20 protein-coding genes are annotated in these 19656 nt (G+C 67.7%); 5 read left to right on the forward strand and 15 right to left on the reverse strand.

Going from position 1 to position 19656, the window contains the following annotated elements; genetic code table 11:
* Nucleotides 1-125 precede the first annotated feature (125 nt).
* Together FHY06_RS18455 and FHY06_RS18460 are read right to left on the reverse strand one after the other, a co-directional pair.
* Nucleotides 126-1955: an ABC transporter permease gene (locus FHY06_RS18455; protein ID WP_126183549.1), complete on the reverse strand. Its 1830-nt coding sequence runs from the start codon at nucleotides 1953-1955 to the stop codon at nucleotides 126-128.
* Nucleotides 1956-2106: 151 nt separating this feature from the next.
* Complete coding sequence (locus FHY06_RS18460) at nucleotides 2107-3291, reverse strand: ABC transporter substrate-binding protein (protein WP_019653596.1); 1185 nt, start codon at nucleotides 3289-3291, stop codon at nucleotides 2107-2109.
* Nucleotides 3292-3455: 164 nt separating this feature from the next.
* Here FHY06_RS18460 and FHY06_RS18465 point away from each other — a divergent pair, with 164 nt between their 5' ends.
* On the forward strand, nucleotides 3456-4094 hold the full coding sequence (locus tag FHY06_RS18465; RefSeq protein ID WP_184605982.1) for a GDSL-type esterase/lipase family protein: 639 nt from the start codon (nucleotides 3456-3458) through the stop codon (nucleotides 4092-4094).
* Here the strand turns inward: FHY06_RS18465 and FHY06_RS18470 are convergent.
* The 4 genes from FHY06_RS18470 to FHY06_RS18485 all read right to left on the reverse strand — a co-directional run bounded on the left by FHY06_RS18470 (nucleotide 4072) and on the right by FHY06_RS18485 (nucleotide 6287).
* Nucleotides 4072-4599, reverse strand: coding sequence for a class IV adenylate cyclase (locus tag FHY06_RS18470; protein ID WP_184605983.1), 528 nt, complete (start codon nucleotides 4597-4599; stop codon nucleotides 4072-4074). The two genes, FHY06_RS18465 and FHY06_RS18470, sit on opposite strands and share 23 nt — an antisense overlap.
* Before the next feature lie 213 nt (nucleotides 4600-4812).
* Nucleotides 4813-5172, reverse strand: coding sequence for a hypothetical protein (locus tag FHY06_RS18475; protein WP_221404307.1), 360 nt, complete (start codon nucleotides 5170-5172; stop codon nucleotides 4813-4815).
* Nucleotides 5169-5768 (reverse strand): cob(I)yrinic acid a,c-diamide adenosyltransferase, encoded by a 600-nt coding sequence (locus FHY06_RS18480; RefSeq protein WP_184605984.1) that lies wholly within the window; start codon nucleotides 5766-5768, stop codon nucleotides 5169-5171. The genes FHY06_RS18475 and FHY06_RS18480 overlap by 4 nt, the downstream gene beginning before the upstream one ends.
* Before the next feature lie 18 nt (nucleotides 5769-5786).
* Complete coding sequence (locus FHY06_RS18485; protein ID WP_126183553.1) at nucleotides 5787-6287, reverse strand: DinB family protein; 501 nt, start codon at nucleotides 6285-6287, stop codon at nucleotides 5787-5789.
* 72 nt (nucleotides 6288-6359) lie between these two features.
* Between FHY06_RS18485 and FHY06_RS18490 the strand changes: the two genes are divergently transcribed.
* Nucleotides 6360-7784 carry an FAD-binding oxidoreductase gene (locus FHY06_RS18490; RefSeq protein WP_019653602.1) on the forward strand — a complete coding sequence of 475 codons (1425 nt, stop codon included), beginning with the start codon at nucleotides 6360-6362 and terminating at the stop codon, nucleotides 7782-7784.
* Between the two features lie 76 nt (nucleotides 7785-7860).
* Here FHY06_RS18490 and FHY06_RS18495 read toward each other — a convergent pair whose 3' ends face one another.
* The 9 genes from FHY06_RS18495 to FHY06_RS18535 all read right to left on the reverse strand — a co-directional run bounded on the left by FHY06_RS18495 (nucleotide 7861) and on the right by FHY06_RS18535 (nucleotide 15976).
* Nucleotides 7861-8760 (reverse strand): CsgG/HfaB family protein, encoded by a 900-nt coding sequence (locus FHY06_RS18495; RefSeq protein ID WP_184605985.1) that lies wholly within the window; start codon nucleotides 8758-8760, stop codon nucleotides 7861-7863.
* Between the two features lie 117 nt (nucleotides 8761-8877).
* Nucleotides 8878-9852 (reverse strand): ParB/RepB/Spo0J family partition protein, encoded by a 975-nt coding sequence (locus FHY06_RS18500; protein ID WP_184605986.1) that lies wholly within the window; start codon nucleotides 9850-9852, stop codon nucleotides 8878-8880.
* Entirely contained in the window at nucleotides 9852-10397 is a 546-nt protein-coding gene (locus FHY06_RS18505) for an RBBP9/YdeN family alpha/beta hydrolase (protein ID WP_184605987.1), read from the reverse strand. The genes FHY06_RS18500 and FHY06_RS18505 overlap by 1 nt, the downstream gene beginning before the upstream one ends.
* Nucleotides 10398-10442: 45 nt before the next feature.
* Nucleotides 10443-11363 carry a ParA family protein gene (locus FHY06_RS18510; RefSeq protein WP_019653606.1) on the reverse strand — a complete coding sequence of 307 codons (921 nt, stop codon included), beginning with the start codon at nucleotides 11361-11363 and terminating at the stop codon, nucleotides 10443-10445.
* Nucleotides 11364-11385: 22 nt separating this feature from the next.
* Complete coding sequence (locus tag FHY06_RS18515; RefSeq protein ID WP_126183556.1) at nucleotides 11386-12000, reverse strand: LysE family transporter; 615 nt, start codon at nucleotides 11998-12000, stop codon at nucleotides 11386-11388.
* A gap of 137 nt (nucleotides 12001-12137) precedes the next feature.
* A complete protein-coding gene (gene rsmG, locus FHY06_RS18520; RefSeq protein WP_184605988.1) occupies nucleotides 12138-12779 on the reverse strand; it encodes a 16S rRNA (guanine(527)-N(7))-methyltransferase RsmG in 642 nt (213 codons plus the stop codon).
* Nucleotides 12776-14731 carry a tRNA uridine-5-carboxymethylaminomethyl(34) synthesis enzyme MnmG gene (gene mnmG, locus FHY06_RS18525; RefSeq protein WP_184605989.1) on the reverse strand — a complete coding sequence of 652 codons (1956 nt, stop codon included), beginning with the start codon at nucleotides 14729-14731 and terminating at the stop codon, nucleotides 12776-12778. Before mnmG ends, rsmG begins: the two co-directional genes overlap by 4 nt.
* 172 nt (nucleotides 14732-14903) lie before the next feature.
* Nucleotides 14904-15791: a transglutaminase-like domain-containing protein gene (locus FHY06_RS18530; RefSeq protein WP_184605990.1), complete on the reverse strand. Its 888-nt coding sequence runs from the start codon at nucleotides 15789-15791 to the stop codon at nucleotides 14904-14906.
* Nucleotides 15791-15976: a DUF1328 family protein gene (locus tag FHY06_RS18535; RefSeq protein WP_019653611.1), complete on the reverse strand. Its 186-nt coding sequence runs from the start codon at nucleotides 15974-15976 to the stop codon at nucleotides 15791-15793. The genes FHY06_RS18530 and FHY06_RS18535 overlap by 1 nt, the downstream gene beginning before the upstream one ends.
* 185 nt (nucleotides 15977-16161) lie before the next feature.
* Between FHY06_RS18535 and gstA the strand changes: the two genes are divergently transcribed.
* The 3 genes from gstA to FHY06_RS18550 all read left to right on the forward strand — a co-directional run bounded on the left by gstA (nucleotide 16162) and on the right by FHY06_RS18550 (nucleotide 19572).
* Nucleotides 16162-16770, forward strand: a complete 609-nt coding sequence (gene gstA / locus FHY06_RS18540) for a glutathione transferase GstA (protein ID WP_019653612.1) — start codon at nucleotides 16162-16164, stop codon at nucleotides 16768-16770.
* Between the two features lie 166 nt (nucleotides 16771-16936).
* Entirely contained in the window at nucleotides 16937-17719 is a 783-nt protein-coding gene (locus FHY06_RS18545) for an enoyl-CoA hydratase/isomerase family protein (protein WP_145759449.1), read from the forward strand.
* A complete protein-coding gene (locus FHY06_RS18550) occupies nucleotides 17716-19572 on the forward strand; it encodes an acyclic terpene utilization AtuA family protein (protein ID WP_184605991.1) in 1857 nt (618 codons plus the stop codon). Before FHY06_RS18545 ends, FHY06_RS18550 begins: the two co-directional genes overlap by 4 nt.
* The last annotated feature ends 84 nt before the right edge of the window (nucleotides 19573-19656 follow it).

The raw sequence follows: 19656 nt of genomic DNA on the forward strand, positions 1-19656 counted from the left end.
GGACATCGGGTTCGGGATCGATCCTTCGGGGGACACCGCGGAGCAGGCTCGGCCGAGCCGCAGGTGTCGCCCCCGGACGGGGGTTGGCGAAGCGACAAGGAGTGCGCGAAGCCTGGGGGTGAAACTCATACCGTGCCCAACAACCCCTGCGGCCGGAACCGGATCAACAGCAGCAGCGCCACCCCGTAGATCAGCATCCGGTACTCCGCCGTCACGCGGAACAGCTCCGGCAGGCTCACGAGTGCGACGGCGCCCAGCAGCGCGCCGCTGATGTTCCCGAGCCCGCCGAGGATCACCATCGTCAGCGCGAGGATCGAGATCTGCGAGCCGAAGGTCTCATGGTTGATGTACGAGTACATGTGCGCGGTGAAGGCGCCGCTCACGCCGGCCGCGAAGCCGCCGAAGCCGAAGGCCAGCGCCTTGTAGCGGTCGGGGCTCACGCCGTAGGCGCGCGCGGCCACCTCGTCCTCGCGCACCGCGCGGAAGGTGCGGCCCAGGTGCGAGCGCAGAAGGCGCCACTGCAGCAGCGATAGCAGCACCATCGCGCCGAACGAAGCCCAGTAGAGCGCCTCGTTCGAGGACGCGTCGCGCCCGAACAGCGACAGCGGCGGAATGCCCGACACGCCGATGGGCCCGTGCGTGAGGCTTTCCCAGTTGAGGATGGTGAGCGCCACGATCTCGCCGATGCCCAGCGTGGCGATCGACACGTAGTGGCCGCGCAGCCTGAAGGCCGGGAAGATCAGCGCGGTGCCGATCAGCGACGTGAGAAGCCCCGCGAGCACGATGCCCGTGCCCACCGGCAGGCGAAGATCGAGCACCAGCAGCGACGACGCATAGGCCCCGATGGCCAGCAGCCCCGCGTGGCCCAGCGAGATCTGCCCGATGGTGCCCGCCACCAGCGTGAGGCTCAGCGCGAGCGCGCCGTAGAGCCATGCGTTGGTGAGCGTCTGCAGCAGGTAAGGCGAGGGGTCGAACAGAGGCAGCGCCACCGCCGCTGCGAACAGCGCGAGCAGCAGGCTGCGCGGCACGTGCCACGGCTTGCTCGGCGCGATGAAGGTGCCAGTGAGCGGCTCGGGCGGCAATGCGCGCTTGCGCCCGAACAGCCCGTTGGGCTTCCACAGCAGGATCACGAGCAGCAGCGCGAAGGCGAAGAGGTTGCGGTACGGCGTGCCGAGGATCGCCACGCCATAGCTCTCGATCAGCCCCAGCAGCAGGCTGCCGGCGATGGCGCCCGGCACGTTGCCCACGCCGCCGACCACGGTGGCCACTACTCCCTTGAGCGTGGCCTGGAAGCTCATCGCGGGACTGATGTTGTTGTAGTACATGCCCACCAGCAGGCCCGAGAGACCGCCCAGTGCGGCGGCGATGGCGAACACGGTCTGGTTCACGCGATCGACGTCCACGCCCATCTGCTGCGCGGCATCGCGGTCCTGTGCGGTGGCGCGCACGGCCCAGCCCAGCTTCGTGAAACGCAGGAAGCCGAAGAGCACGGCCGCGCTCGCGAGGCCGATGCCGGCGATGAGGATGTCGAGCGCGCCGATGGTGCCGGTGCCGATCTGCAGCCGCCAGTCGGGCAGCTGCGTGGGCAGCGAGCGCGGGTCGGGGCTGAACACCAGCTGCACCAGGATGTCGAGCACGAAGCTGATGCCGATGGTGGCCAGCAGCGGCGCGATGCGCGCGGAGCCCTGCAGCGGCCGCAGGCCCACGCGCTCGATCAGCATGCCCAGCGCACCCGAGCCGATCACCACCAGCGCGATGGTCACGGGCAGAGGCGTGTGCAGCCAGGTGATCGACGCCCAGCCGATGTACGCGCCCACCGTGTACACCGATCCATGCGCGAAGTTGATGAGATGCGAGACGCCGAAGATCAGCGCGAGCCCCACCGCCAGCAGCGCATAGATGTTGCCGATGATCAGGCCGTTGACGGTGTAGTCGAAGAAGGAAGTGAAGCTCATGGCATGCCGGCTTTGCTCCCTCTCCCGCGTGCGGGAGAGGGTTGGGCTGAGGGTGCAGCGGCCGATGCGAGGGACTGCTGATTTGCGAAGGCCCCTGCCCTCACCCTGGACCTCTCCCGCAGGCGGGAGAGGGAACAACGCGGAAGACGGCTCACTTGGAAGCGGCCACCGCCGCCTTCTCGTCCAGCTGCGCCCACTTGCCGTCCTTGACGACGAGGTTGACGCTCTTCACGCCGATGATCCGCCGCGTCTGCGGATCGAAGCTGGCCTTGCCGAAGATCACGCTGGGCACGTCCTTGATCTTGTAGAACGCATCGCGCACCGCCTTGCGGTCGGCGCTGGGGCCGGCCTGGCGCAACGCGGCGGCTGCGTACACCACCGCGTCGTAGGCGTAGGCGTTGAAGGCGTCGGGCTCCTTGCCGTACTTCGCGCGGAAGCTCTTCACGAAGTCCTGCACCTCGGCGCGCGGCTCGTCGGGATAGAAGGCGGTGTTGGTGTAGATGCCGTTCACCGCCGCGCCCCCGAGCTCGATGAACTTCGGCGAATACACCGAGCCCACCGCGGCGATGGGCTGCTTCAGCCCCACGCTGCGCACCTGGCCTGCGATGAGCGCGCCGTCGGGGTAGTAGGAGATGAGCACCAGCCCGTCGGGGTTGGCATCGCGCACGCGCACCAGGGTCGAGCGGAAGTCCTTCTCGTCGGGCTGGTAGCCCTCGGCGATGGCGACCTGCGCGCCGCGCTCCTGGGCGGCCTTCACGAGCACGTCCTTGCTGGTGCGGCCCCAGTCGGTGTTGAGATACAGCACGGCGAGGCGCTTGAAGCCCAGCGTCTTCACCGCGAGCTCGGCCAGCAGGGGCTGCGCGTCGGCCTGGCTGATGGAAGGGCTCCAGATGTAGTCGCCGCCCTTGGTGAAGTCGGGGTGCGAGTTGGTGAAGCCCAGCTGCACGAGGCCCGCACGCTGGTAGATCGGCGATGCGGCCATCGAGGCCGGGCTGGAGAAGTCGCCGAGCTCGATGAGCACGCGCTTGTCGTTCACCAGCTTCTGCGCGATGGCCACCGACTGGCGCGGGTCGCTCTGGCTGTCCTCGAAGTTGTAGGCCAGCGGACGGCCGTGGATGCCGCCCTGCGCGTTGATGTGCTCCAGCGCGAGGTCGAAGCCGGCCTTCCACTGCGCGCCGTACTGCGCGTTCTGCCCGGTGACGGGCCCGCTCACGCCGAACCACACCGGCTCGCCGGTGGCAGGCGCTGCCAGCGCGGCGAAAGGCGCAGCCAGCAGGGCCACGGAGAGTGCGGCCACATGACGCAGGAAACGGTGGCGGTTCAAGAGCAGCGGCATGGTGTCGTTCCGGTCCGGTGATGGAGTGAGAGGTGCAGGGAGCCAGTCATTCTTCGCCCGCGCTCCACGCCGTGGAACGAACAAAAACGGAGAGGCTTATGCGCTTTCCGAGCAAAGGGACAAGCCCTCGCCGGCCATCGCGCTGCGATTAAGCTGCGCGCCACATGAAGCGACGACACCTCCTCCATCTGCTGGCGGGCCTGCCTGCCGCGGGCCTCTTGGCAGCCTGCGGCAGGCGCAAGCCATCGGCCGCGGCACTGAAGCCCGGTGCGCACGTGCTGGCCCTGGGCGACAGCCTCACCTTCGGCTACGGCGCGCCGCCCGAGGCCTCATGGCCCATGAAGCTGGGCGAGCTCACGGGCTGGCAGGTGGAGAACGCAGGCGTCAACGGCGACACCTCCGCAGGCGCGCTGCAGCGCCTGCCCGGGCTGCTGAGCGGCGCGAGCTACGACGCGATCCTGATCGGCATCGGCGGCAACGACATGCTGCGCAGCGTGTCGGCCGCGTCCACGCGCGACAACCTCGTGGAACTCGTCACCCAGGCGCGCGCGCACACGCCCTACGTGGCCGTGCTGGCGACACCCGCGCCCGACGCGATGCGCGCAGCGGTGGGCTCGCTCAGCGATGCGCCGTTCTACGAGGAGGTGGCGAAGTCGCAGCAGGCGCTGCTTGTCGCGAACGTGTACTCGAGCGTGCTCTCCGACTCGTCGCTGCGGTCCGACCGCATCCATGCGAACGCGCGGGGCTACGAGAAGGTCGCGCAGCTCCTGGCGGAGCAGTTCAGGTCCGCCGGCTGGCGTTGAGCAGGTCGACGTAGGCGCCCTGCACCAGCTGGTCGGCACCCACGCCGAGCCGCGCCATGAGCGCATGCGCCTCGGCGATGCCGGCTTCGGCCGGCTCGCCCTCCGCCAGCACCACTTCGAGCTCGAGGAACTCGCCGAGCCCTTCCACGCGATCGAGGTGGATGCGCGTGCGGCCCGCGAGGAACAGCCGGCGCTGCTTGCGCACGCGGCCCGCCTGCCCCCACGCGAGCGTGAGCGATTCGCGCAGCACGTCGGGCGTGGCGCAGGGCGTGATCAGGTAGAACGATTCCTTCGGGCCGGTGCTGTCCGCGCGGCGGTAGAAGATCAGCTCCGCGCGGTCGGGTGCGAAGGTTCGCAGCTTGAGGCGATCCGAGCTGTCGGTGCAGCGGAAGAAGGTGTCGTCCTGCGCGATCTCGACAGGGCCCTTGTCGGCCAGTGTCGCGGCGATGGCTGCGACACGTTCGATGCTGTCGATGCGGGCCTTGATCTCTACATTTCGTGCCATGTGATCCTTGGAGAGATGTTCCGGGATGCGTGCGAATGACATCGGGTACTCCCCTCCGCGAATGTCCCCCGCCTTCGGCTACTCCTTTATTTCGCTGCGGGGAGTACCCGGTGCCATTCGCACACAAGCGCTCTGCTTATGCCGGCCGCACGAGCGCTGCGTACATCGATCACACCGTCGGCGTGATCGCGCCCCGAACAGCGGCGTTCGATATCAGGGCGCGCTGCCTTGCGGGCCCACGGACGGCGGTGCAGCACGTCCGCTCGATCCCGGCGAGAGCTTGCGCCCGAAGGCTTCGCCCACCCTGCGCACGGGCCGGCTGGCCTTTTCCGACACGTTGTTGACGCCGCGTCGCGTGGCAGAGTCGGCGCGGTCGATGCTGCGGCCAGCGGCATTGGTGCCGCGCTGCACGCTGCCCACCACCTTGCCACCGCGCGAGGGCGACTTGAGCGTGTGTGCGCGCTGCGCCTTCGGCGGGTTGTCGGCGCTCTGGGCCTGCGCGAGACCAGGCAGGCACAGCATGGCGAACATCGCCACAGCAAGCGACGCGTGGAGAGGGACGGAAAGTTTCATGGAGCCTCCTTGGTGTCTGTTTCTTCCGCTGCCACAGCGGCAGCGCGGGCCATGCGCTCGCTCTTCCAGTAGACGTCATCGCCGCCGTCCACGCGGTTGAGCACGCGCGCGAGCACGAAGAGCAGGTCGCTGAGCCGGTTGAGGTATTGCCGCAGCGCGTCGTTGAGCTGCTCGGCGGCGCCCAGCGCCACCACGGCGCGCTCGGCCCTGCGCGCAACGGTGCGGCACACATGCGCGAGCGAGGCCGCGCGCGTGCCTGCGGGCAGGATGAATTCGGCCAGGCGCGGCAGCGCGGCGTTGTGCTCGGCCAGTGCGTTGTCCAGCTGCAGCAGGGCCTCGGGCTTCAGCAGCGTGAAGCCCGGCATCGACAGCTCTCCACCGAGGTTGAAGAGCTGGTGCTGCACGTCGACCAGCAGCTCGCGGACGAGCTCCGGCATGGGCTCGCACAGCAACACGCCGATGTGCGAATTGAGTTCGTCCACGTCGCCCATCGCGTGCACGCGCAGGTTGTCCTTCGACACGCGCGTGTTGTCGCCGAGGCCGGTGGTGCCGTCGTCGCCGGTGCGGGTGGCGATCTGGGAAAGTCGGTTGCCCATGGGCGCTCCTGCTTCTACTTATTGCGCGACGGTCGATGCGTCGATCTTGCCCGCCAGCCATTGCAGCCCGGCGAGGTGCTGCTGGTCGTGGCTGCAGAGGTAGTGGATGAGACTGCGCATCGTGAGCGGGCCGTAGCCCTCGAACACGGCGGTGCGCGCGAGCTGCGCATCGTTCAGGCCGGAGATGATCTCCATCGTCTGCGCGCGCGCCATGCGGAAATCGGCCAGCACCTGGGCCGCATCGGCCGCGCCGTAGTTGCGCTCGATGGCCAGCGGTTCGCTGTCGATGGAGGCGAGCGTCGGGTGGGCTTCGGTCAGCGTGCGGCGCAAGCGCACGTGGTAGCCCTCGATCTCGATGTCGCGCACGTGGCAGAGCTGCTCGATGGCGGTGAAGGCCTCGCTGGGCACGCCTTCCCACGACGGCGGCGCCCAGTGCCTGAAGGCGAAGGGAATGGCCGCGTAGTGGGCCTCCAGCTGCGAGGGAAAGGCCGCAAGGGCGTTGAGTGTGGTGGGGTTCATGTTTTTCCGAAGCGCATTATGGTGCTCGCTCCGTAGAATGGCCGATCCCCCTCACCCGCCAGGAGACGCCCGATGAATGCCCCGACCCAAACCTCGCACCTGCTGCCGGAGCTTCATCTGCGCGAAGTGCCCGAGAGCCTGATCGAGGCGCTGAAGGCGCGCTTCGGCGCCAACTGCTCCACGGCGATGGCGGTGCGCACGCAGCACGGCCGCGACGAGTCTTCCTTTGACGCGCCGCCGCCCTCCGCGGTGGTGTTCGCCGAGAGCACGCAGGATGTTGCAGACGCGGTGAAGCTCGCGAGCGAGCACAGCGTGCCGGTCATCCCCTTCGGCGTGGGCTCCTCGCTCGAAGGCCACCTGCTGGCGGTGCAGGGCGGCATCAGCATCGACGTGTCGCGCATGAACAAGGTGCTGTCCGTCAATGCCGACGACCTGACGGTGACGGTGCAGCCCGGCGTCACGCGCAAGCAGCTCAACGAAGAGATCAAGAGCACGGGTCTGTTCTTCCCCATCGACCCGGGCGCCGACGCCTCCATCGGCGGCATGACGGCCACGCGCGCGAGCGGCACGAACGCGGTGCGCTACGGGACGATGCGCGAGAACGTGCTGGCGCTCGAGGTGGTGACGGCGGCGGGCGACATCATCCGCACCGGCACGCGCGCGAAGAAGTCGTCGGCCGGCTACGACCTCACGCGCCTCATGGTGGGCAGCGAGGGCACGCTGGGCGTGGTCACCGAGATCACGCTGCGCATCTACCCGCTGCCCGAGGCGGTGTCCGCCGCGATCTGTTCCTTCCCGAGCATCGAGGCCGCGGTGCGCACCACCATCGAGACCATCCAGCTCGGCGTGCCGATCGCACGCGTGGAGCTGATCGACGTGAACACGGTGCGCATGGTGAACGCCTACGCCAAGCTGAACCTGCGCGAGGAACCGATGCTGCTGATGGAGTTCCACGGCTCGCCGGCCGGCGTGAAGGAGCAGGCCGAGACGGTGCAGGAAATCGCGAGCGGCCACGGCGGCAATGCCTTCGAGTGGGCCAGCACGCCGGAAGAACGCACGCGCCTGTGGACGGCGCGGCACAACAGCTACTTCGCGGCGGTGCAGTCGCGTCCCGGCTGCCGCGTGATCTCCACCGACACCTGCGTGCCTATCTCGCGCCTGGCCGACTGCCTGCTCGACTCGGTGGCCGAGGCCGATGCCAGCGGCATCCCCTACTTCCTCGTCGGCCACGTGGGCGACGGCAACTTCCACTTCGGCTACCTGCTCGACCCGAACCTCCCCGAGGAGCGCGTGAAGGCCGAGGAGCTGAACCATGCGCTGGTGAGCCGCGCACTGGCGCTCGAAGGCACCTGCACCGGCGAGCACGGCGTGGGGCTGCACAAGATGGAGTTCCTGGTGAACGAGGCAGGCGCGGGCGCGATCGACATGATGCGCACGATCAAGCGGGCGCTCGATCCGAAGAACATCATGAATCCGGGGAAGATCTTCAGCCTCTGATCCGAAGGCGTCCAACGAACAAAAGCCCGGCGGCTCGCGAGAGCCCCGGGCTTTTTGCCGTGCGGTGACCGGCAGATCAGTTGGTGCGGCGGCGCGTCGGGGGAGCCTTCTCCGCCGGCACGTAGGTCTGCGATGGTGCGGCGCCGCCATCCACGCCCAGCCGGCCGCCGCCGCCGAGGCCCTGGCCGCGCACGGTCTGCGCCTTGTAGTTGCGCAGCGAGCGGACCATCTGGTTGAAGGCGTCCATGAAGGCCGCGGCAATGACCTTGCCCTGCGCCGTGTTGGTGTAGCCGCCGAGGCCGCCGCCCGCGCTGCGGCCGGCCAGCGCACCGAAGGCGCCGAAGTCGGTCTTGGAGGCGCTGCCTTCGGAGGCCGCGACCTGCACGCCCGAGCGGTTGTCGATCAGCGTCAGCAGCGCGCTGGCTTCCTTGGTCTGCATGTTGCCGCCGATGGCTGCGAGCGCACGGCCACGGCCGCCGCCCACCAGCCCGCCGAGCGCGCCGCCGATGCCGCCGGCATCGCTGTTGCTGAACACGATCTCGGGCGACAGGCCGTAATCGGAGGCGACCATCTGGCCGCGGCCGAAGTTGCTGCCGCCGCGCATCTCGCCCGACTGCTGCAGCGCGCGTTCGCGCGTCATCGCGTTCATGCCGGCGGCGCCGCGCTCGACCACGATGAAGCAGTTCGATTGCTGCACCAGCAGGCGCAGCAGGTTGGCGGTGGGAGGCAGGCGGTATTCGCCGGTGAGGATGGTGTACCAGCCCGCGCTCTGGTTCTCGATCAGCGAGACGGTGCCGAGCGGCGACTCGCAGCGTTCGAGCTGGCTGCTGGCGTTGTCGGTGGCACTGCCTGCGGCACTGCCGGTGGCCATGGTCTTGGCCGACTGGCTGCCCATCTGCATGTCGGTCGCGGCGCAACCGGTGAGAAGAATTGCGCCAGCGGCGATGGCCGCCAGCGGGAACCTGGTGAGTTGCATGGTGGACTACTCCCTCTGTTGTTCAGAGAACTGGGGTTGGAAAAACCAGCGGTCGAGGATACGCGCAAAGGATTGCAGGAATCAATCAAACGAATGCCGGAGCCCCGATTCGCAACACTAGGCCGTTCGGCGGATGCGTTCGATCAATCCGTTGAGCGCCTCGATGGAGCCGAAGTGGATCGCAAGTTCGCCGCTTTCCTCGACACGGCCGCCGCGCTTGATGCGCTTCTTGATGCGGACCTCGACCTCGGCGGTGAGCAGGTCGGCCAGTTCTTCTTCCACGCGCAGCAGGTCGCGCGACTTCTCGCCGTCGTTGCTGCGGCGCGAAGGCGTGAGCGTGAACTCGGCCGCGAGCTTCTTCACCAGCGACTCGGCCTCGCGCACCGACATCTTCTTGGCCGCGATCTGGTTGGCGGCCGTGATCTGCGTGCCGCGGTCCAGCGACAGCAGCGCACGGGCGTGGCCCATGTCGATGTCTCCGGCCATGAGCATCTGCTGCGCGGGCTCGGCCAGGTTCAGCAGGCGCAGCAGGTTGCTGGCCGCGCTGCGCGAGCGGCCCACGGCCTGGGCCGCCTGCTCGTGAGTGAGCCCAAACTCGGTCACCAGGCGTTGCAGGCCCTGGGCCTCTTCGAGCGGGTTGAGGTCCTCGCGCTGGATGTTCTCGATGAGCGACATCGCGGCGGCCGCCTCGTTCGGCACGTCGCGCACCAGCACCGGCACGCTGTCGAGGCCGGCGAGCTTCGCGGCACGGAAGCGCCGTTCGCCCGCGATGATTTCGTACTCGGCGTTCTTGGCCGCGGCCGATTCGGGATCGAGCCGCCGCACCAGGATCGGCTGCATGATGCCCTGCACCTTGATGCTCTCGGCCAGCTCGTAGAGCGCACCCTCGTCCATGCGCGTGCGCGGCTGGTAGACGCCGGCGACCATCTGGTCGAGCATCAGCGTGCTCGGGTTGCGCTGGGCGCCGCCCTCCTCCGAGCCGGCCGCGCCGCCATGGCCGCCGCTGTTGCCGCTGTCGGCGGAAGGAGCAGCCGCCGGTCCCAGCAGCGCCTCGAGGCCGCGGCCCAGTCCCTTGGGTTTCTTGGTCGCCATCAGTTCTTTTCTTTCGAGATTTCGTTCAGGAGTTTCCGGCCCTCGGGCCAGTCGCCCAGGCCCGATTCGGCATTCAGGTGGCCGCGCGCGCCCGCGTCGACGAAGCGCGCACCCCAGTCGGCGGCGAGCTGTCGCGAGCGCGAGGCTTCGCAGTACGGGTCGTCATTGGCTGCGATCAGCACCGCCTTGAACGGCAGGGGCTTGCGCACGATGGGCGCCCAGCCCGGGATGAGCTGGCGCAGGCTGTCGCTCTCGACGTCGCCCGGCGCCACCAGCAGCGCGCCGCGGACCTTGTGCGTGTTGCGCGAATGCGCGGCCCAGGCGGCGACCAGGATGCAGCCGAGGCTGTGCGCCGCAAAGACCACCTGGCCGGGCGAGGCCAGTACTTCTTCCTCGAGCCGCGCGGACCAGTCGCCGCGCAGCGGACGCATCCACTCATGCTGCTCGACGCGATGGTCGCCATGGAGAGATTCCCAGCGTGTCTGCCAATGGCCGGGACCGCTGTTCTGCCAGCCGGGCAGCAGCAGGATGCGTGGCTCTGTCATTTGCTACGAATTTAATAGCAGCTCACTCGCGGGTCGCAAGAAGCCTCAGGCGTTGTTCTCACTGGTCGAGTCGGCGGCCGGCGAAGCGGCGGGTGCCAACACGTCCTCGGGGATGGGCAGGTCGGGCGTGATGCGCGAGACCGGCGCGATGGGCGGGGCAACCGCACCGGAGGCGAAGGCGCTCGCAGGCGGCATCTTCTCGACCAGCTCCTGCGCGAAGGCGATGAAGGCCTGACTGCCGCGGGCGGCCGGATCGAACACGACGCCCGGCAGCCCGTAGCTCGGCGCCTCGGCCAGGCGCACGTTGCGCGGGATCACGGTATCGAACACCTTGTCGCCGAAGTGGGACTTGAGCTGCTCGCTCACCTGCTGCTGCAGCGTGATGCGCGGATCGAACATCACGCGCAGCAGGCCGATGATCTGCAGGTTCTTGTTGAGGTTGGCGTGAACCTGCTTGATGGTGTTGACCAGGTCGGTCAGGCCTTCGAGCGCGAAGTACTCACACTGCATGGGCACGATCACGCCGTGGGCGGCGCACAGGCCGTTCAGCGTCAGCAGGCTCAGGCTGGGCGGGCAGTCGATCAGGATGAAGTCGTACTCGGCACCGACGGCCGCGAGCGCAGTGCGTAGGCGCTTCTCGCGGCGGTCGAGCGCGACCATCTCGACTTCGGCGCCCGCCAGTTCGCGGTTGGCACCCAGCACGTCGTAGCCGCAGCCGCCCTCCACCAGCTTGTCGGCCTTGACCCGGGCCTCGGCCACCGAGGCCGATTCGAGCAGCACGTCGTACACCGTCAGCTCCAGCTCGCGCTTGTCGATGCCCGAGCCCATGGTGGCGTTGCCCTGAGGGTCGAGGTCGATCATCAGCACGCGCTGGCCGACCTTCGCCAGGCCGGCGGCGAGATTGACGGTGGTGGTGGTCTTGCCGACGCCGCCCTTCTGGTTTGCGATGCAGAAAATCTTGGCCATGTGAGTACCGGGGAGCGATCGATCAGCGCGAAATTGCAAGCTTGACGCCGAAGGCGACCAGGAAGGTGCCTGCGAGCTTTTCGAGCGTGGTGGAAATACGGGGATTCGCGCGGATGCGCTCGGCCAGGAAATGCGTGAGCAGCGTCGAGGTCAGGCCGTACAGGAAGGTCAGTGCGGCGATGGTCACGGCCATTGCGCCGAAGGTGATCAGGCCCTGATGCCGGGCCGGGTCCACGAACAGCGGGAAGAAGGCCATGTAGAAAACGATCGCCTTCGGGTTCAGCAGCGTGATGGTGAAGGCCTGGCGCATGAAGTGGCTGGGCTTGATATTGAGGATGGGCGCCGAGCCCGGCTTCGCCATCAGCATCTTGATGCCCATCCAGCCGAGGTAGGCGGCGCCCAGCCACTGCACGGCCTTGAACGCCGCCGGGTAGGCCGCCATGACGGCCGACACGCCGGCCACCGCTGCCCAGAGAAGGAACTGGTCGCCGACGATCACCCCCGCCGTCGCGGCGAGGCCCCCACGGATGCCGCCCTTGCTGGTCGAGGTGATCAGCGCCAGATTGCCCGGACCGGGAATCAGGAGAAAGAGGACGATGGCGGCGACGAATGCGCCGTAGTCAGCAATGCCGAACATGGGGTTGCCTCGAAAAAGCGAGCCGGGGAAGAGACCAGAGGGAGGCATCGAGTCTAAGCGAGCACACCGCCGCGAAGATCGTTCGGACACCGGCTTTTACCGGTGTCGCGCCCTCTTTTTGTGAATCAGGTGCCGATCTAAGCGGCGATCTTGCGAGCCCAGACGATGCAGCGCTCCGCATCCAGGCCGGGAACCGTCAGTTGTTCCACGTGAAACACAGACACGCCCTTGGGCACGGCCGCCAGTTCGTCGGTCGGCACCTTGCCCTTCATCGCGAGCCACACACCGCCCGGAGCAAGCAGGTTCATCGAGCCGCTGAAGAAATCCGGCAGGGATGCAAAGGCGCGCGAGCTGATGACTTCGTAACTTCCCGCCAGCGATTCGACTCGAGCGTGCAGCCCGCGAAGATTCGGCAGCTCCAGTTCGGCTGCAACCTGTTGAACGAATGCCGCCTTCTTGGCAACCGCATCAAGGCAGCTCACTTCCAGATCAGGCCGCATGATCGCGATCACCACGCCGGGCAGTCCACCGCCGGACCCGACGTCCAGCAGCTTGCCCTTCCCTGCCCACTCGCGCTGCAGCGGTGCAACAGCCGCCAGGCTGTCGAGCAGGTGGTGCGTGAGCACGCTGGCGGGATCACGCAGCGCCGTGAGGTTGTAGACCTTGTTCCACTTGAGCATCAGCGTGCCGTAGGCCAGCAGCTGTTCCCCCTGGGCATCGGACAGCGCCACGCCCATGGTGGCTGCGCCAGCGCGCAGCGTATCAATCGGCGCCGTCATTCGGCGGCGGCTTCCGTGGCGGCAGCTTCGGTAGCCCCCGGGGCGAATGCCTTGTGACCGCCCTTGCGCAGATGGATCATCAGCAAGGAAATGGCTGCCGGCGTCACGCCCGAGATGCGCGAGGCCAGTCCCAGCGTCTCGGGACGGTGCTTGTTCAGCTTCTGCCGGACCTCGAAGCTCAGTGCCTTGACCTGGCTGTAGTCGAAATCGGCAGGCAGCTTCAGGTTCTCGAAATGCGCCGCCCGCTCCACTTCGTCGTGCTGGCGCTCGATGTAGCCGGAGTACTTGGCCGAGATCTCGATCTGCTCGATCTCGGTTTCGCTCAGCGGAGCCTGGGCGCTGTACTTGCCGCCATCGAGCGTCATCAGCGTCTCGTAGCTCACATCGGGCCGGCGCAGTAGATCAGCCAAGTTGTATTCGTGGTCGATGGCCTTGCCCAGTACCCGCTCCGATTCCGATGCCGGCAGATTGCGCGGGTTCACCCAGATCGACTTGAGCCGCTCTGTTTCACGTGAAACAGCATCGCGCTTGCGGCTGAAGGCATCCCAGCGTTCGTCGTCCACCAGGCCCAGCTTTCGCCCGATCTCGGTAAGGCGCATGTCGGCGTTGTCCTCGCGCAGCTGCAACCGGAACTCGGCGCGGCTGGTGAACATGCGGTACGGCTCGGTCACACCCTTGGTGATCAGGTCATCGACCAGCACGCCCAGGTAGGCCTCGTCACGGCGCGGCAGCCAGGCATCTTCCCCGCGACATTGCAGTGCGGCGTTGATGCCGGCGAACAGCCCCTGGGCGGCCGCCTCTTCGTACCCGGTCGTGCCGTTGATCTGCCCGGCGAAGAACAGGCCCTTGATCGAGCGCGTCTCGAAGCTGCTCTTGAGTTCGCGCGGATCGAAGTAGTCGTATTCGATGGCGTAGCCGGGGCGCAGGATGTGCGCGTTCTCCAGGCCCGGCATCGAGCGCACCAACTGGTACTGGACGTCGAAGGGCAGGCTGGTCGAGATCCCGTTCGGGTAGTACTCGTTGGTCGTCAGGCCTTCGGGTTCCAGGAAGATCTGGTGGCTTTCCTTGTCGGCGAAGCGGTTGATCTTGTCTTCCACGCTCGGGCAGTAGCGCGGGCCCACGCCGTCGATCTTGCCGGTGAACATCGGGCTGCGGTCGAAGCCCGAGCGGATGATCTCGTGCGTACGCGCGTTGGTGTGCGTGATCCAGCAGGGCATCTGCTGAGGGTGCATGTCGGCGCGACCCATGAAGCTGAACACCGGCATCGGCCCTGCCCCGCCGGGCATGCCGTCGCCCGGCTGCTCGGTGCACTTCGAGAAATCGATGCTGCGACCGTCGAGCCGCGGCGGCGTACCGGTCTTGAGCCGGCCCTGCGGCAGCTTCAGTTCCTTGAGCCGCGCAGACAGGCTGACCGCCGGCGGATCACCCGCGCGCCCGGCCTGGTAGTTGTCGAGTCCGACGTGGATGCGGCCATCGAGGAAAGTGCCCGCCGTCAGAACCACGGTCCGCGCACTAAAAGCGATGCCCACCTGCGTGACGGCGCCGACCACGCGATCGCCCTCCACCATCAGGTCGTCGACCGCCTGCTGGAACAGGCTCAGGTTCGGCTGGTTCTCCAGGCGGCGGCGGATGGCGGCCTTGTACAGGACGCGGTCCGCCTGGGCGCGGGTCGCGCGCACGGCCGGGCCCTTGCTCGAGTTGAGGATGCGGAACTGGATGCCGGCCTCGTCGGTCGCGATGGCCATCGCACCGCCGAGCGCGTCGACCTCCTTCACCAGGTGGCCCTTGCCGATGCCGCCGATCGACGGATTGCAGCTCATCTGCCCCAGCGTCTCGATGTTGTGGGAGAGCAGCAGCGTCTTGGCGCCCATGCGCGCGGCGGCGAGCGCAGCCTCGGTGCCGGCATGGCCACCGCCGACGACGATCACGTCGAATTCTTCGGGGTACAGCATTTGGAGTGGGAGCGCACAACTGACGCGTGCGCGGCGCAAAAGGGGCACCGATTTTAATCGGCCGCACCCTCTTGCGTCCCCTGTGTGGATAAGCTTGGAGAGCGACGCCTAAGGGCTGCCTCCATGACTGCCGCTGAATAGTTTGCTATTATTTTTATAGCAAACAAGCCAGTCAGGCCGCCGCTTCGTCCACCTGCCCCAGGGGCACGGGCTTTTCGATGCCCATCACCTCGCCGGTGGGCGAAGGCGGCATCGAGGGCTGCAGGCTCTCGTCCTGCAGTTCGCGCACGACGAGCTTCTTCCCCGTCATGCGCACGTCGCCGAAGATCGTGCAGAAGGCCACGTCCTTCGCATCGCGTCCGGTGCCCACGCGCACCAGCCGGTCGACCGGCGCCATGCGGGTCGGATCGAACAGCACCCACCGACCGCCGAGCCACGCCTCGAACACGGCATGGAAATCCTGCGGCGGCTCGTCGAACCACACGTAGCCGACCACCAGCCGCGCCGGAATGTTCAGCGCGCGGCAGAAGGTGATGCCCAGGTGCGCGAAGTCGCGGCATACGCCCGCGCGTTCCACGAACACCTCGCGTGCGGTCGTCGTCGAATCGCTGCTGCCCGGCTCGTAGGTGATGCTGTCATGAATCCAGTCGACGATCGCCTGCACCCTGCCGATGCCGGGCGGCAGATCGCCGAAGAGCTGCTGGGCACAGCGCGACATCAGGTCCGACTCGCAATAGCGCGTCGGCATCATGTAGTGCAGCACCTCGTCTGGCACCTCGGTCACCGGCATCTCGGCCAGGTCGGTCGGCACCACCACGTGGGCGCGCCGCACGCTGGCCTTGTAGACGATCTTCAGCAGCCCCGGTTTCGCATCGAAACGGACGAAGCGGTTGCCGCTTCCCTCGTCGCAGAAAAGCCGCAAAGGCGTCGGCGGCTCCACGACCAGTTCCTCCCCGATCACGCTCTGCATGCCCGAACGCGCTGCCTCGATGTTCAGCAGCATGTGCGCAGGGGCGGCAACTTCGTAGTCGAGCTGCGCCTCGATGTGCGAGAGGTGCATCAGTCGATCGCTTTTTTAACCGCGCCCACGCCCAGCACGGCCAGCACCACGAACAGCAGAGCCAGCACCAGGAACAGGCCGAACAGCAGCTTGGCGATGCCGGCTGCACCCGCGGCGATACCGCCGAAGCCGAGCAGCGCGGCCACGAGCGAGATGACTGCAAAAATGATGGCGTACTTCAACATTCGTTTCTCCTTGCAGCAGGCCCTGCCTGCCGTGGAACGGAGCTTAGGAAACGCCGTCTTCAGGCCCGATAGTCGCCCTGCGCGTGAGGCCGTAGGACAAAAACGCGACGCCCCCAAACCCGCTAGCATCCGCTGCGGTTTACCCAAAAAATCCAACCAACCTCGACATTCACTGGAGTTCTCGAATGAAGCTGTACTACTCGCCCGGCGCCTGCTCGCTCTCCCCCCACATCGCGCTGCATGAAGCGGGCATCGCCGCCGAACCCGTGCTGGCCAGCACCAAGAGCCACAAGCTCCAGGACGGCACCGACTACTACGGCATCAACCCGCTGGGCTACGTCCCGATGCTCGAACTCGACGACGGCACCCGCCTGCGCGAAGGCCCCGCCATCCTCCAGTACATCGCCGACCTCGCTCCCACCAAGAACCTGGCGCCGGCCGCCGGCACCATGCAGCGCTACCGCCTGCAGGAATGGCTGACCTTCATCGGCACCGAAGTGCACAAGGGCTTCAGCCCGCTGTTCAACCCGAACATGCCCGAGGAAGCCAAGGCCATCTTCAAGGACAAGCTCAAGTCGCGCTTCCAGTGGCTCGACGGTGAACTCGCCAGCAAGGAATACCTGATGGGCGAACACTTCAGCGTGGCCGACGGCTACCTGTTCACCGTGACCAACTGGACCAAGCCGACCGGCGTGGACATCTCCGGCTTCCCCAACCTGCAGGCCTGGCATGCCCGCGTCGGCGCCCGCCCCGCCGTGCAGGAAGCGATGAAGGCCGAAGGTCTTCTGAAGTAAGCCGAAGCACGCAAAAGCGTGCAGAAGCCACAAGCGGATCGGATCTTCTTCAGGGAAAACCCGAACCGCTTCAGCCACAAGCCGCACGATGCGGCTTTTTTTTCGGGCCACGCTACGGGCAGGAGAGAAACAAATCTCCGGACACCGAAGCACAAGGACCCGCGCCATGCCCGAAACACCCCCGTCCACCGAACTGCGCGAAGAGATGCGCGGGCCCGTCATGTGGCTCACCATCGACCGCGAGGAGCGCCGCAACGCCATCAGCCCTGCCGTGCTCGCGGGCCTGGGCGACGCGATCGCGCGTGCCAACAGCGACAACGCGGTGCGCGCCGTGGTCATCACCGGCGCCGGCACGCGCGCCTTCTGCGCGGGCGCCGACCTGCACAGCGGCTCCTCGTTCAAGTTCGACTACGCAGCGCCCTACCAGGGCTTCGCCAACCTCTTCCGCCAGGCCCGGCAATCGACCGTGCCGCTGATCGCGCGCGTCAACGGCGCCTGCATGGCCGGCGGCATGGGGCTCATGGCGATGTGCGACATGGCCGTGGCCGGCAGCCAGGCGGTGTTCGGGCTGCCCGAGGTGAAGGTCGGCCTCTTTCCCGCGCAGGTGCTCAGCGTGCTCGGCGGCCTGCTCCCGCGCCGCGTGCTGGCCGAGATGTGCATCACCGGCGAGCCCATCGACGCGGCGCAGGCGCTTGAACTGAATCTCGTCAACCGCGTGAGCGACGACGTCGACGAGAGCGTCGACTGGCTGCTCGGGCGCATGCTCGACAAGTCGCCCGCCGCCATCCGTCGCGGCCTCTACACCATGAAGAAGATCGAGGCCATGGCCTTCGAGGAATCGATGGCCTTCACCGAAAGCCAGATCGGCCTGTTCGCGCTCACCGAGGACGCGGCCGAAGGACAGCTCGCCTTCCGCGAGAAGCGCAAGCCGCAATGGAGCGGACGATGAGCGCCAGGAACGACGAACGCATCGTTCGCATCGGCGGCGCCTCCGGCTTCTGGGGCGACAGCAGCGTGGGCGCGCCGCAGCTGGTGGCCAGCGGCCGGATCGACTACCTCGTGTTCGACTACCTCGCAGAGCTCACCATGTCGATCCTCGCGGGCGCGCGGCTCAAGAAGCCCGAGCTCGGCTACGCCACCGACTTCGTGTCGGTGGCTATGAAGGCGGTGCTGAAAGACGTCGTGGAACAGGGCATCCGCGTCGTCAGCAACGCCGGCGGCGTCAACCCGCAAGGCTGCGCCGATGCGCTCGCGGCGCTCGCGGCCGATCAGGGCATCGCACTGAAGATCGCCGTGGTGAGCGGCGACGACGTGTCCCCGCTGCTGCCCGAGCTGCGCAAGTCGCAATCGCCCGTGCGCGAACTGCAAAGCGGTGCCGCGCTGCCCGAGCGCGTGCTCACCGCCAACGCCTACCTCGGCGCGCAGCCCATCCGGGCCGCACTCGACGCGGGCGCGCAGGTCGTCATCACCGGACGCTGTGTCGACTCCGCCGTCACGCTCGGCGTGCTCATGCATGAATTCGAGTGGCAGCCGAACGACCTCGACCTGCTCGCCGCGGGCAGCCTCGCGGGCCACATCATCGAATGCGGCTGCCAGGCCACCGGCGGCCTGCACACCGACTGGGACACCGTGCCCGACTGGCCGAACATCGGCTACCCCATCGTCGAATGCAGCGCCGACGGCAGCTTCGTCGTCACCAAGCCCGCAGGCACCGGCGGCAAGGTCACGCCCGCCGTGGTGGCCGAACAGATGCTCTACGAGATCGGCGACCCCGCCGCTTACCTGCTGCCCGACGTGGTGGCCGACTTCACGCAGGTGCGCATCGAGCAGGCCGGCGAGCACCGCGTGCGCGTGCACGGCGCGCGCGGCCATGCGCCCACCGCGAGCTACAAGGTCAGCGCCACCCATGTCGAGGGCTTCAAGACGGCGGCGCAGCTCACCATCGTGGGCTTCGACGCGGTGGCCAAGGCGAAGCGAACGGGCGAGGCCATCCTCGCGCGCACCAGTGCGCTCTTCTCGCAATACGGCTTCGGCCCCTACAGCGGCACGCAGCTCGAAGTGCTGGGCGCGGAGTCCTGCTACGGCCCGCATGCGCGCGCATCGCAGACGCGCGAAGCGGTACTGCGGCTCGCGGTGACGCACCCGCGCAAGGAGGCACTGGAGCTGTTCGCACGCGAGGTCGCTCCTGCAGGCACCTCCTGGGCCCCGGGCACCACCGGCGCGGGGGGCGGGCGCGCGTCCGTGTCGCCTTCGATCCGGCAATACGCCTTCCTGCTCGACAAGTCGCTGGTCGAGGCATCGGTGACCATCGATGGAGAGCGCATCGCCATTCCTCGCAGCGAACCATCGACGGCGGCAGGAGCGTCCGGGGCCGTCCCTTCGCCTGCCAGAGCCGCCCGGACGGAGATCGCCTCGGCATCCTCGCACTCGACTTCGCCTTCGTCTTCTTCCGGGGCAGACCGCATCGAAGTGCCCCTGCTGCGCCTGGCCTGGGCCCGCAGCGGCGACAAGGGCGACACCTCGAACATCGGCGTCATCGCGCGCCACCCTGCCCTGCTGCCGCTGCTGCGCGAACAGCTCACCGAAGCGCGCGTGGCCGATTGGCTCGCCCACCTGGTCAAGGGCCGCGTCACGCGCTACGAGGTGCCCGGCATCGACGCCTTCAACTTCGTCTGCGAGCAGGCGCTGGGCGGCGGCGGCATGGCCTCGCTGCGCAACGATCCGCTGGGCAAGGGCATGGGGCAGATCCTGCTGGCCATGCCGGTGCACGTGAGCCCCGCGCTGCTGGTGCTGCTCGGCTAGGGCCTGTTCACACTATTTCCGGGGTCGCGAAGGGCAGCCAGGGCGAGCCAGTCAAGGCGCGGGACGACGCGTGTGCGCATGCAC

Origin of the sequence: Variovorax atrisoli, assembly GCF_014195185.1 — a bacterium.
Taxonomy (GTDB): Bacteria; Pseudomonadota; Gammaproteobacteria; order Burkholderiales; family Burkholderiaceae_C; genus Variovorax; species Variovorax atrisoli.